Below are 12,048 nucleotides of genomic sequence, written 5' to 3'. Positions count from 1 at the left end.
TNATTTCTGCGAAATCCGGCCGACTCCGTTTTGAAGCGTCCAGTATCACCTGATAGGCGGATCCTGCGAGCGAGGGGGAAGCCGCCTGGCTGTCTTTCCACAACCCTTTCTTGGCGGACTGACCGGCCTCGCCCATCTCTTTGTTTGCATCGTGCAACTGTTTGAGCCGTTCCAGGTCGGGCTTCTGTCCCTTGGGAAAATAAGTGCCGTCCGGGTCAGAATGATCGCGGCGCGTGCCAGGAAATAAATCGTCCATGTGGACACGGGTGTTGCCTGACTTAAACCGGCCATCTTTCAACTGCGGAACCGTGACCGTTCCTTCCTGTACAGCGCCAGCATGGTCTTTCAATGACGCCGCCTGGCTTTGCCCCAGCGCCTTGGCCGCTTTTCCCAGTTCCGCAAAATTCGGCGTTTGAGAAGGGCGCTCTGCCTCATGTCGCACCCCTTCCTTTTCTGGCCGTGGATCGGCGTTTGCTTGCTCAGCCTGCGGTACAGGCGCAGAAATCGCTCCACCGCCAGCCGCTACGACCGATTGCAAAGGAAACGTAACCAGCAATAGGCAAGCAGTGGATTTGAGCCATAAACACCGAAACATGACCGCCCCTCAGTTATTGCAGCAGTCGTTCCAGCGCCAGATCGTGTAGATCGGGTCTTGACCGACCGCCGGAATGGTTTTAGCAATCCCCCAATTCAGTGCCGATTCCCCAATCACATGCGCCGAATGCGTCTCTGGCACCGGATGCAATAACGTGAACTTGTATTGCGTCTTCGGAAGCAGGGGATCGATCACGCCCTTACACATTGCATCCGCGCCCATCGTCCGCCAGGACAGTCCCCGTCGATGCAACGCCGCCAGCACGCGCGCTGTAAGTAAGCTTGAATCCCGAATCACGCCCTTGCCGCCGTTCTGATGACCGCTTAAAGGATATAAAGTCCCCCAACTGCCCGCGCACCAGAACAGTTGTTTAAGCGGTTTGCCCGCCATTGCAGAAGCGGCATCCGCCGTGCAAGCGGCCGCTGCAATCGGATTGGCCACGGCAGCGGCTTCAGGATTCGTGAAAAAGGCCAGCTCGTCGTTGTTCCAGGTCGGATCGAGTTCCGAGAAGTACAGGACATCCAAATCCATGTAGCCGTCGGGATTGCAGTTGGGCCGAACGAACAGTTCCAGCAAGGTGAGCAGCGGAAAGGCATAGAAGTGATAGTGCATAAAGGAGCCGTCGCCGCCGTCCAGGCTGCCTGTGCCGTGATGCCCCTGGAAAGTGCGGTTAAACGGAAAGCGCGTGCCATTCAGCACTGAAGAACAGCCGGGCACCCGCTGGAACTCGACCAGCTGCGCAGGCTCCCACATCGAAGTTGTCACGCCGGGCCTTGGCAGACCGGCCCCGTCCCGACAGGTGCACAGCGGACTCTTGACCGCTTCTTCCGGGATGCGGCCGCCTGCGCCGGAAATTGGCACGCCGGCAATGCGGATCGGGAACAGGCACGACCAACAAATATCGGTGATAAGTTTCGGGCCGATGACCTTGGCGTTTTGGCAACCTGGGTCCGCTTGTGCGATACTCGTCCCCCATAGCCCGCACACGAATAGGGGAAGGCTGATGAAACGCTTGAGGCGAGAAATGCGCATCATGGCAGCGCCTTACCCTGCGCCCCATGTGGGTAGCGCTTGGCTCCGTGCCAAAGGCTGTTCCAGCGCAGACAGGGCAATGTTGGGCGACAGCCACAAGACTTCGGTACGCGTACCACTCCCTTTGTGAGCAGAAATCTGCGCTTGCCTTTCCACCCGCCGCCAGCCGTGCAAGGCCTTGTCGTAGAGCGAATGTGGATAGCCGCTGAGTACAACGGAGCCTTTCAGCGAACACAACGCATCCAGCAACTCAGTATGGTCTGCGGCGCTCATCTCATATCGATACACCGCCCCGCTTAAACAGCGGGTTTCATGTAAATAAGGCGGATCCACATAGAACAGCGTTTCTGGCGTATCGTGGTCGCGCAGCACTTGCAATGCGGAGCGGTTTTCCAGCAACACGCCTTGTAAGCGCAGACCGAAATCCTGCAAACGATGGGGTAACTGCGCCCAGGCGCGCTGATGGCTGCCCGCGTGGTGCTTCACATCCAGCTTAAATCCGGCGCTGGTTTTGGTGGCCCCCGCCGAACCAAAGCCCATCTGGGCGCGGATCAAGGTGCGGCGGGCACGTTCGACTGCTTGCGCCGTCGGCTCCTTCGCGCGTTTGAATTCGGCGCGCGCGTAGGGCGTAAAAGACAAGACCTCGGCCAGTTGCTGGCGGAGCGTTGCATCCTGCAACACCCGCATCACGTTCACAATCTCATCATCCAGATCGTTGTAGACCTCACCCAGACTGCGGGGTTTTTTCATCAGCACGGAAGCAGCCCCGCCGAAGGGCTCCACATAGAGGCGGTGCGGTGGGAAATGGAAAATGATCCAGTCGGCCAGCCGCCACTTGCCGCCGTGGTAGGTCATGATCGGCCGGTTGGGTCTGTTCACGGTTCGATCTCACAGAGGTCCCTGAACCGCACGGCGGTTCCCAGCAGCAGACAGCGCTGGGCCAAACCATCAGAAACGGGGCGATGTAGAGCGATACAGAACATGCGTTTCAGGGCTTGAGTGAATACCCTTCCACGCTAACAGGACTTGTGCGCTGGCTATGAGCGCGAAATCAACGCTTTGGAGCCGTTCCAGCAGGGGCAACACATCACCCCCCAAAATGCTGGCCTTCACATTACAGACCCTTAACAGAGAAAAGGGATAAAGTTTTGGACGCCATCTTTCTATAGGACAGATATCTTATAAGATGTGATATCATTTGGGACATGAATCGAATTGTTCTAGACACTTCGGTGGTTGTCACAGCTCTGCGCAGCATCTCTAGCGCTGGCAATGCGGTTTTAAGACAGGTTGCAATAGGGAGATGGGTGCCACTGATAACCTCCGCACTGTTTTTAGAATATGAGGATGTACTGAAACGACCTGAGCAGCGGCTCGCCGTGAATCTGCGTCTGGAGGAAATTGATCAGTTTCTCGCTGCTTTGGCCAGTAGCTGCGAACCCGTTGATGTCCATTTTCAATGGCGACCCCAGCTTCGAGATGCCAAAGATGAAATGGTGCTTGAAACCGCTGTCAATGGCCGCGCAGATGCGCTGGTTACGTATAACGTGAAAGATTTTGCCGCAGCAGCCAAGCGATTCGGGCTTCGCGTACTACGACCGGGCGAACTGCTTTTGGAGATGCTCTGATGTCTAACACTTCTTACCCGCTTAAACTTCCAGCGTCTGTTAAGACAGCGGCGAGAAGGCTTGCCCGTGAGGATGGGGTGTCGCTCAATCAATGGATTTCGGTCGCCGTAGCCGAGAAGATTGGCGCGGTCGAAACAGCGGCAGCCTTTCTTCAACAAAAGACCGGGAACGCAAAACCGGCTGATTTGTTACGCTTTCTGGACAAGGCAGGTCATGAACTTCCGCCGGAGGGAGATGAAATGCCTATTGTAGGGCGCTATGAAGACGATTAGTGCTACCGATCTAGCCCAAAATACCCGCAAGATTTTGGATCAGGTTGCGAGCCGCAGGGAAACCGTAGCAGTCGAGCGTCACCACACTCTGATCGCCAAAATCACACCACCAAGCAGACGATGACCGCCGCTCAAGCGCTTGCCGGATTACGGCCCATGCTGACGCCAAAACAAGGCGCTGCCTGGCTTCAGGACAGCCAGCAAGATTTCGATCAATCCATGCAGGATCTGTGGGAATCCTCGAAGGCGGCAGCATCCGGGCAGGGCTTGCCACGACTTTTAAAATCTCCCGTGAAATACCTATAATAGTTATATTAGCTATTTAAAACCATAAGGTATCACCATGCGCACGATGACTTCTCTTGAAGCGCAAAATCACTTTGGGGGAATGATCGACACCTCGCAGCGGGAACCCGTACTCATTACCCGACGGGGCAGACCTGTTTCTTTGGTTATTTCCCCTACGGAGATACGCAGGCAACACTTTTCCAATTTATGAAAATGGTCAGCGAACTGGCTTCTTTACGCGGCAAATCCGCCTCCACAGAACTGACGCGCCTTCTATCCAGACTGGGAAAACAGGCGGAAGCGGACAATCTCACGGAATCGGATATCGCGCGCATGATCGATGAATCTGAATAGTCCAGCGCCCATTGTTTTTGATACTAATGCGCTGATCAGTGCCACTTTTCTTCCTCATCTGGGAGATGAAGTATTCCAAAAATCTGGAGCTATTGAACGCTTGATAGACGGTCGCATAGGCAATAGGCATAAACGGCCGTTCTCGTTTGAAGATTTGCTGCGCTTTTAAAGCCAATTTTCCAGTTTCAAACCCTGGACATGGCTAAACTCTTTGAGATTGTCAGTGACCAAAATAGCATCTCTCGCTCTTGCATGCGCAGCAATAAATAGATCATTCGCCCCAATGATCATACCTTCCTTTTCTAACTGCGCTCGAATTTGTCCATAATGGCGGTCGGCGTTTTGATCCAGAGGAAGTACATGAATTGCGCTTAATATTCGATTCACACGCCGTGTCAGTTCAGGCATGTTTTTCTTCTCAACACCATAACGCATTTCAGCTGCAACGATGATGCTGGTACAGAGTTGCTGGGGTTCTTCTTGAACTAACTGACTCGCAGCACGGCCTTTCGGGTTTTTGATGACATCCGATAAAATGTTTGTATCTAACAAGTAGATACTGGCCTTCAAAGCACGGTCTCCTCAGGTGGATAATCCTGTATCTCTGGCATCCCTTCATCCAGGGGTACCCAAGCCGATAGAAGGGTACGCAGAGGCTCTGTCTGAATTGGCTCGATAATCAACTGACGCCCTTCACGGCGCATCATGGCTTCATCTCCTGGCAATTCATACTCACGCGGAATACGCATGGCCTGATTATGGCCATTCCTGAAGAGTCGGACACGGCGTGGTTTGTCCACATGGATTTTCAACATGGCTCCCTCTTCTAGCATATGCGTGAAGCATATGCTACCCATTGCCGCTGAAGTTGTCAAACTGAATACAAACCAGTCTTCAATCTTTTTCGGCAAGGCTCCTTTAATCCTGCGCCTGGCTCACGGACAAAACGGGCCTGCTGCTTTTCCCTGCCCTGTATATGAATCGCCTTCGGCCTGCTGGCGCTGCCTAGGCCTATAGCATAAAGGCTGGGAATGCAAAACCCGTTGACTTGTTACATTTTCTGGACAAGGCAGGTCACGAGCCCCCGCCAGAAAGGGATGAGGTACCTGCTTAAATATTCAATACTTGTTTGTAGCGACCAATCAGAGCGTATGAAAATATTCTCGACAAGTGTGAAAATCGCTGGAGGCGCGCGCCGATACCGTGCTATGGGAGGCCGCGGTGCGCGACGGATCTGAAAATTAAAAGAACCTGTCAGAAATTTTGTGTGCCGAGACAATGAAATCTTTGCATTCCGGTACACGAGGCAGAGTAAAAACGCCTCTATTTTTAACTAAGGAAGTTAATTATAGAATGAACTAGAGATCCTCTTTTCAAAAAACAGGGTTAATCTTAATTAATGTAAGGATTTCCGTCGAGTAAGGCTAACCCTATGGATACTTCTCAGATTTTGCCCGATCTAAAGAGGATTAGTTGTAGTGGCAGTCTTTTAGATGAATTCGTCGAGAACTTTCCAGACTCATGCGCTGTACAAGATGCTTGCACCAGAAAATACCTGCTTACGAATTATCATCATGCGCGCTGGTGTGGCCTTGATTCAATTGATGATTTAATTGGAATCACTCCGATGGAGCTTTGGACACAGGATGTCCTGCATAGAAGAAGTCGTTTAAATCTGAGTCCCACAATTATATCCGATGAAGCAAGATGTTTTAAGAAGGGGTATGAACTTGGAAGTCGAATAATACAAAGTAAACGAGCTGCTAGCATGCACCTTATTGCTCTTGCAATTTAATGGGCATGTCAGATGTGAAAATATTATTAAATTCCCTGTTCAAAATCATGATAGAAAAGTCATTGCATTCTTGACGATTTTTCTTCAGTTCACTGACCAACTTCCTTTGCTGAAACTATTCAGACTCTACGAAGACTTCTATTCTAGAAAAGAAGCCATTCGAAAGTTTCTAGAAAATTTAAATATAGATCGCTATTTTTCTCCTTATGATTCGTTAACTTACACAGAGACCCGAATTTTACTTTACATGTGCGAGGATTCAAGATGTAAGGCCGTTGCTAAGCGACTGGGATGTAGTGTTCAAACAGCAAGTAATCATATCAGTCATATTAAGCAGAAATTATTAAACTCATGCGATATACACAAGGTACTGGCCAAATTACATACAATACCTGTGAATGCTCAGAACAGCGCCTACGGACATGTTCTGTAACCGACTTTTGTCATTTCAGTGGGTGCTCATAATGAGTTTTTTTACGGCGTCAAGCAGTGCATATGCGAAGTTACCGGATAAGACGCTGATCTATTGTTCAGAAGGCAATCCATCAGGCTTCGATGCAAGTCAGTATTGGTCTGTGCTTGACCGTACTGCAAGTGCAAGGACGATCTATAACCGGCTCCTTGAGACAGACGGCCGCAGGATTCGGCCCAGTCTTGCAACAGACTGGAATGTTTCGTCGAATGGCCGGGTCTACACTTTTCATCTACGGCGCGGCGTAAAATTCCATAGCACGCCCTGGTTCAAGCCAACGCGGGATTTCAACGTCGAGGATGTGGTCTTTACCTTTGAGCGGATGCGCAACCCCAATATGCCGTTCCGAAAAGCCTATCCCACGGAATTCCCATTCTGGCACCACAGCAATTTTGACAAACTCGTTTCTAAGATTGAAGCGCTTGATCAGGGTCATACGGTGAGATTTACCCTGAACTCGGCCAATGCGTCCTTTTTATCTAATCTAGCGGTGGGCCCAGCGTCGATCCTTTCTGCCGAATATGCTGCGCAACTGCTCAAGAAGGGCAAGCCATCTNCAGATCAACTGGAAGCCGATTGGGACGGGCCCGTTTGTTTTCCGANCAGTACATCAAAGATGCAACAATCCGCTTTGATGGCAATCCAGAATATTGGAAACCCGAAGATGTGCAGTTATCTAAACTGATTTTTGAAATTACGCCGGACGCCAAGGTACGCGCGCAAAAACTTCAAATGAATGAATGCCAAATCAGCGCCGCCCTGCGTCCCGTCGATATTGCCGCATTTGAAGCCGATTCAAATTTTCAAGTATTAAGTCAGCCAGGGCTCAATCTCGTCTATCTCGCTTACAACGTCACGCATCAACCTTTGAATGATGGTCGGGTACGCCGCGCGCTGGATATGGCCATCGACAAACAAGCCATCATCGATGGGGTCTATGAAGGGCACGCACAAATCGCGGTTGCACCACTACCGCCCTCACAATGGGGCTTCGACGGAAGTTTAAAAGATACGCCGCGTGATCTGAAGAAAGCAAAAGCATTATTGGAAGAAGCGGGTTATCCGAGGGGCTTTTCAATTTCGCTCTTTATTCTATCGGTTGAGCGTCCTTATAACCCCAATGCAAGGCTCATGTCTGAAATGATACAAGCAGACTGGGCCAAAATTGGCGTCAAGGTAAATGTCGTCATAAATGAAGATTTTGCAAAATTTCTCAAAAGCGGAGGTGATGGCAAGCATGATGCTATCCTATTCGGTATGATCAGTGTCAATGGTGATCCCGACGATTGGTTAAGACTGCTCAGTTGCACCACAGTCGGTAGCAGTAACTTTTCAAGATGGTGTCATAAAGAATTTGAGGGTTTAATTCAGCGCGCTGCACAAATAACGGATATCGCTGAGCGCACTCAGCTTTACACGCAAGCGCAAAAAATATTCAAAAGCGAGCAGCCATTTACGCCTGTCGCCTACGTAACGGACTACCAAGTCATCAGCAAACACGTGACCGGCTTCAAAATCAATCCGCTCGGCCCAACGATTTTTTCCGGAGTCGGATTAAGATGAGTTTTGCTCTGCTTTCCAAAGCGCTTCAATTTGTGAAACTTCGCCGAGTAGGAATCCGATGTCACCATCAGGCCCCCCTCTCAGAACTGCGCGTGCAGTTGGGTAGGCCGCCAGCGAGTTGCTCTTGTCAGTACTTTTCCAACGCCCCCTCCGAACTACGCATGACCGTTTCCGCGTCACGTAGCTCTCCAGTGATCTATTCCTTCGATTTGTACCCTCCGAACCGTTCGCGATGAATGTCCTGATGGCATGTCTGACACACGACAAGCGTTTTACGGTGTCGTGCTGCCATTCGTTTCATCCAGGATGGTTTTTCTCTTTGCCCTGGTTGATTCAAATCGGCTAGCTTGCGAATATGGTGAACTTCGCAATGGCCCACTAATCCGCAGAGTTCGCATTCTTGTGCCAGAAGTCGTTGCACTGTAAGCGCTCAATTTTCTGCACCTCGCTTATTGCAGGTTGGAAGCGGAGTATGGGTGTCCACCCAAATTGGAGTGAACCCTTTGAACTGGACAACTTGAGCTATGAAAATTGAGCGCTTACGCTTCTTCAGCATTCAGTTCGCCGCGATCATATTGGCTTAGCCACAACTGAATCAGGTTGGCTAAAATTTGATAAGTACGCTTGGCTTCGCGCCGTCCGATCTTGCCGTTCCGAATATCCGCGCACAGTGGCCACTTGAANTGNGGACTGTGCCGACGATACAGACTTCTTGTTGACATCGTGCTGTGCCTCTGAAAAGGACCCAGCAAGCGTATCAATTGATCGACTCCGAACTGTCCAGTTCCAGGGATTCACTCCACTTCTCAGGGCACCCTCTTTCCTGCCATTGCTTATCAATCACATTCAAGTTTCTGAGGCGCCCCCAATTTAGAGTTCAGAAATGCTTCCAAAAATATTGTTGATAGCTATCAGCAGACAACGATAAGTAGTGAAGATGAGAATTCACAGCATATGAGGAAGGCTGTGGATTTGAATACTCGCAAACTTGCTATCGCTTTTGGCTCTGTGTTACGCGAACTGCGCCTCAGACGAAAACTTACACAGGAAAAACTCGCTTCTGAATGCGGTTTGGATCGCAGTTACATTTCGCTATTAGAGTTAGGTCGTCAACTCCCTTCTCTTAAAACGATGTTAGCCCTCTCGCACGGCCTACGGATCTCTTTGACACATCTTGCTTCTTGGGTCGAAGAAAAATTAAAAGAGATTTCAGATGAATAGAGTGAGAAATGCAGAGCAGCGTAAGTACAGGCAATGATGTCCTCTTATTGTGAAACATCCGCTATGAAGCTTTAAACAGACTGTTGACAATTATCGAAGAGAAACTATACTGAAGTTTCTGCTGATAACAATCAGCAGACAGGAATCAAAGGCCTGAATTATCGTCTCTAGGACATCTGGATCGTTTTCAATGGCGGACCGGATGGGAGGAGCTAATGCGCAAGCAAAAGCTCACCGGTTCCTAGAGACCGGCCTTTGAACTCCTGTTTTGGTCTGCCACCTTTTTCAAAGGGGGTGGGAGAGATAAACCACACTTCTAGGAGTCCGCTATGCCTTCTATCTCTTGGTATTTCTATTCTGCAGCTTGTCGGCGCGCAGATTCTGCCGCCGGGATTTGCGCGCCAGCCTTAAATAAATAAAAAAAGCGGCCGCGCATAGTGCTGATACACCATACGCGGCCTAACCACAACTCGCCTATAGGACAGGCGAATCATGGCTAAGTGCGATTCTGCTACACATCCGAATTTTTTGCTTCAACCGTCGATGTGTTCGTCGAAACGATGCGTTGTTCATGTGTTTCGTTTAACGCATCCGTTTTACAGCGCTCGACGATGTACCCCTCTGATTGTTGAGCAGAATCACGCGGACCTATTGTTCAGTGCCTTTCATTTGCAGAACGTGATTTTTTGCGATGTCTGGAAAGTCGCTGACGATGCGTAAAGCCGCCTGACGCCTGGTCCGATAGGTGCGAGCGCCCGTGTTCGAGTTGATCTCGACATGCGCGCTCATCATTTACCGGGAGCGTTTCAATGAATATTGAATTCAATGGCTTGCGTCAGTCCAAAGGGCCACTCTATTACGCCGGCACTGCTTTATCCGATTTGATTGAAGAGTCGTCCGACCAAATGTTATTAAAGGATGTTCAGACAGGAAAATATCTTCTGTGCAGTCCGCTAACGGCCACTTTGCTCGGAGTCAAGGTCAACGATTTGATTGGCCTCACCATAGATGATTTGGCTGCAAGGGACGGCATTTGGAGCCAATGGGATTTTAGTCCTCAGTTTATCGTTTGGAAAAATAAAGAACCGGAGGTGATTAAACGCCTTGATCATCAAGTCCAGGCGACTCAACATCCCGTCAGTCGATGTCACGTCACATTTACGCATGAAGGCTTTATCCGATTTAAACAGACCGTGAAGAGACCTGTTTTCAACCGCAATACTCACAAAGTGATCGCAGTGCTGAGCTTTGCCAAAATTTGACGGTTCAAAAAAGTCTGCCGGATTTGCTCAAGCTGTACCAACTCTACTATCCAGAGCAAGATGCCATTCAGAAATGTTTGATGTATTTAGAGATCGATGGCTACTTCAATCAATTGCCCGCTCTGGATGAAATGCACGTTTTATTTTCAATCCAACAATTTTCAGACTGTTCAGAAACAGCACATCCCGTCTATTCCTCATTGAAGGATAAAGTTGACGTGGGCTTCTGGGATGAGATGTGCACTCGGTTGCAGGCGATCCCTTCACCCGTCTCGATGCGCTGTGATGCGTAATCTTTTAAAGATTGGGCTGGTGGCGAATATCTTTGAATGGTATGAATTTGCTGTTTACGCTTATATGGCCGATATCATCGGTCAACTCTTTTTCAAGAGTGAAACATCTGTGGTTGGCTTGGCAAAAGCCTTCACGATATTCGCCATCGGCTATTTGATCCGTCCGCTTGGAAGTCTTGTTTGGGGCACGGTGGGAGATCGAATTGGGCGCGGCCGCCCCATGAAAACCGTTTTAATGATGTCGGCCATACCGACCGCGCTGATCGGATGTTTACCCACCTATGCCCAGATCGGCTTTCTCGCCCCCGCGCTATTGTTGATCTTGCGACTCGTTCAAGGCTTTGCGATGGGCGCAGAGCTTCCGACCAATGGATGCTATATTTTTGAGGCGGCGCCTTCCAAATACAAAAGTATGCTGTGCAGTATTGTGATGGCGAGCACCAAATTAGGGTATTTGCTGGCCTCGCTGGTCGTCTTTTTACTGTTCTCGTATTTCAACCGGGAAACCGTTCTAGCGTGGGCGTGGCGGATTCCCTTTCTGTTCAGCATCCCGCTCATTATAGGCATCCGCGCGATGCGCCGCTCGATTCAAGATTTCCCCGTGCAGAAGGCAGGCACATTCAAATCCGCCTGGCTGTCCTTAAAGCGTTCGATGCTCAAGCCTGTCTTAATCGTTTCATTCACCATCGCGCTGAGCGGCACGCTCTCTATTTGGACTTCTCAGTATTTGATTCATTTTCTGAATGTGCCTCGAACACTCGCATGGGCAAGCAATGCCGTCTTTGTCATCGCGTCCATCGCCTTTAAATTGGTCGCGGGTTATCTCTCCCATGCGTTCGGTTATCAGCGGGTGATTCGGGTCAGTGTTGCCTCCACCACCCTATTCATCGTTCCGTTGTTTGCCTTGTTTCAACACGCTTCTTTCGGCATTTTATGGGTACTGCAAATGCTCTTGGGCTGTTTGCAAGGCAGCATCACGGGCGTATTGATGGAAATGCTGGCCAGGCAGTTCCCTCAATTTGTGCGATGCCGTGGAATGAATCTGGCGTATACACTGCCCGCCGCTTTTCTCGGCGGCATCACCCCGTTGGTTTTAACCTGGATGACCGACCAAACGGGCTTTTTACTCTTTCCCGCCTTCTACATCCTATTCTTTGGACTGCTTGCGTTACCGTCAACAATTCGGTTGAAGGCGCAAGAAAACGGCAAAGCGAGCCGATCAGCCGGATTCTGTGCACGCGGCGCAAACCGCGCGTGACAGTCATTCATCTAG

16 protein-coding genes and 1 pseudogene are annotated in these 12,048 nt (G+C 50.2%); 12 read left to right on the top strand and 5 right to left on the bottom strand.

What is annotated here, in order from left to right; genetic code table 11:
• Window positions 1–604: 604 nt before the first annotated feature.
• Together CAGGBEG34_RS07630 and CAGGBEG34_RS07625 are read right to left on the bottom strand one after the other, a co-directional pair.
• Complete coding sequence (locus CAGGBEG34_RS07630; RefSeq protein WP_006683136.1) at window positions 605–1,630, bottom strand: TraU family protein; 1,026 nt, start codon at window positions 1,628–1,630, stop codon at window positions 605–607.
• 9 nt (window positions 1,631–1,639) lie between these two features.
• Window positions 1,640–2,506, bottom strand: a complete 867-nt coding sequence (locus tag CAGGBEG34_RS07625) for a DNA adenine methylase (RefSeq protein ID WP_006683135.1) — start codon at window positions 2,504–2,506, stop codon at window positions 1,640–1,642.
• Between the two features lie 326 nt (window positions 2,507–2,832).
• Between CAGGBEG34_RS07625 and CAGGBEG34_RS07620 the strand changes: the two genes are divergently transcribed.
• From CAGGBEG34_RS07620 to CAGGBEG34_RS11400, 6 genes are all read left to right on the top strand, one after another.
• Entirely contained in the window at window positions 2,833–3,255 is a 423-nt protein-coding gene (locus CAGGBEG34_RS07620) for a putative toxin-antitoxin system toxin component, PIN family (RefSeq protein ID WP_006683134.1), read from the top strand.
• The gene (locus tag CAGGBEG34_RS07615) at window positions 3,255–3,527 is read left to right on the top strand and encodes a hypothetical protein (RefSeq protein WP_006683133.1); all 273 of its coding nucleotides are present in this window, start codon (window positions 3,255–3,257) and stop codon (window positions 3,525–3,527) included. The genes CAGGBEG34_RS07620 and CAGGBEG34_RS07615 overlap by 1 nt, the downstream gene beginning before the upstream one ends.
• 120 nt (window positions 3,528–3,647) lie before the next feature.
• Window positions 3,648–3,833: a hypothetical protein gene (locus CAGGBEG34_RS11405; RefSeq protein WP_006683132.1), complete on the top strand. Its 186-nt coding sequence runs from the start codon at window positions 3,648–3,650 to the stop codon at window positions 3,831–3,833.
• A gap of 37 nt (window positions 3,834–3,870) precedes the next feature.
• Window positions 3,871–4,026, top strand: coding sequence for a type II toxin-antitoxin system Phd/YefM family antitoxin (locus tag CAGGBEG34_RS12240; RefSeq protein WP_081463798.1), 156 nt, complete (start codon window positions 3,871–3,873; stop codon window positions 4,024–4,026).
• The gene (locus tag CAGGBEG34_RS11135) at window positions 4,023–4,169 is read left to right on the top strand and encodes a hypothetical protein (protein WP_158641841.1); all 147 of its coding nucleotides are present in this window, start codon (window positions 4,023–4,025) and stop codon (window positions 4,167–4,169) included. Before CAGGBEG34_RS12240 ends, CAGGBEG34_RS11135 begins: the two co-directional genes overlap by 4 nt.
• Entirely contained in the window at window positions 4,156–4,338 is a 183-nt protein-coding gene (locus tag CAGGBEG34_RS11400; RefSeq protein ID WP_042688357.1) for a hypothetical protein, read from the top strand. The genes CAGGBEG34_RS11135 and CAGGBEG34_RS11400 overlap by 14 nt, the downstream gene beginning before the upstream one ends.
• Here CAGGBEG34_RS11400 and CAGGBEG34_RS07600 read toward each other — a convergent pair.
• Window positions 4,335–4,739 (bottom strand): type II toxin-antitoxin system VapC family toxin, encoded by a 405-nt coding sequence (locus tag CAGGBEG34_RS07600; protein ID WP_006683131.1) that lies wholly within the window; start codon window positions 4,737–4,739, stop codon window positions 4,335–4,337. The genes CAGGBEG34_RS11400 and CAGGBEG34_RS07600 overlap by 4 nt on opposite strands.
• Window positions 4,736–5,080 (bottom strand): antitoxin, encoded by a 345-nt coding sequence (locus CAGGBEG34_RS07595; protein WP_320408623.1) that lies wholly within the window; start codon window positions 5,078–5,080, stop codon window positions 4,736–4,738. The genes CAGGBEG34_RS07600 and CAGGBEG34_RS07595 overlap by 4 nt, the downstream gene beginning before the upstream one ends.
• An 867-nt stretch (window positions 5,081–5,947) precedes the next feature.
• Here CAGGBEG34_RS07595 and CAGGBEG34_RS12235 point away from each other — a divergent pair.
• Both CAGGBEG34_RS12235 and CAGGBEG34_RS12230 read left to right on the top strand, forming a co-directional pair.
• Window positions 5,948–6,397 (top strand): helix-turn-helix transcriptional regulator, encoded by a 450-nt coding sequence (locus CAGGBEG34_RS12235; RefSeq protein ID WP_420885897.1) that lies wholly within the window; start codon window positions 5,948–5,950, stop codon window positions 6,395–6,397.
• Window positions 6,387–7,999 (top strand): annotated as a pseudogene (locus CAGGBEG34_RS12230) (ABC transporter substrate-binding protein). The gene CAGGBEG34_RS12235 and the pseudogene CAGGBEG34_RS12230 overlap by 11 nt, the downstream one beginning before the upstream one ends.
• A 196-nt stretch (window positions 8,000–8,195) precedes the next feature.
• Here the strand turns inward: CAGGBEG34_RS12230 and CAGGBEG34_RS12225 are convergent.
• The gene (locus CAGGBEG34_RS12225; protein ID WP_081463796.1) at window positions 8,196–8,420 is read right to left on the bottom strand and encodes an HNH endonuclease; all 225 of its coding nucleotides are present in this window, start codon (window positions 8,418–8,420) and stop codon (window positions 8,196–8,198) included.
• A 545-nt stretch (window positions 8,421–8,965) separates the two neighbouring features.
• Here CAGGBEG34_RS12225 and CAGGBEG34_RS10305 point away from each other — a divergent pair.
• From CAGGBEG34_RS10305 to CAGGBEG34_RS07565, 4 genes are all read left to right on the top strand, one after another.
• Window positions 8,966–9,220 carry a helix-turn-helix domain-containing protein gene (locus CAGGBEG34_RS10305; RefSeq protein WP_006683127.1) on the top strand — a complete coding sequence of 85 codons (255 nt, stop codon included), beginning with the start codon at window positions 8,966–8,968 and terminating at the stop codon, window positions 9,218–9,220.
• Between the two features lie 809 nt (window positions 9,221–10,029).
• A complete protein-coding gene (locus CAGGBEG34_RS07575; protein WP_006683126.1) occupies window positions 10,030–10,482 on the top strand; it encodes a hypothetical protein in 453 nt (150 codons plus the stop codon).
• Window positions 10,479–10,775, top strand: coding sequence for a hypothetical protein (locus tag CAGGBEG34_RS07570; protein ID WP_006683125.1), 297 nt, complete (start codon window positions 10,479–10,481; stop codon window positions 10,773–10,775). The genes CAGGBEG34_RS07575 and CAGGBEG34_RS07570 overlap by 4 nt, the downstream gene beginning before the upstream one ends.
• Window positions 10,768–12,033, top strand: a complete 1,266-nt coding sequence (locus CAGGBEG34_RS07565) for an MFS transporter (protein ID WP_006683124.1) — start codon at window positions 10,768–10,770, stop codon at window positions 12,031–12,033. The genes CAGGBEG34_RS07570 and CAGGBEG34_RS07565 overlap by 8 nt, the downstream gene beginning before the upstream one ends.
• The last annotated feature ends 15 nt before the right edge of the window (window positions 12,034–12,048 follow it).

The organism is Candidatus Glomeribacter gigasporarum BEG34 (assembly GCF_000227585.1).
Taxonomy (GTDB): Bacteria; Pseudomonadota; Gammaproteobacteria; order Burkholderiales; family Burkholderiaceae; genus Glomeribacter; species Glomeribacter gigasporarum_B.
Note: the sequence above shows the minus strand (reverse complement) of the source record. Positions and strands in the feature narration are given on the sequence as shown.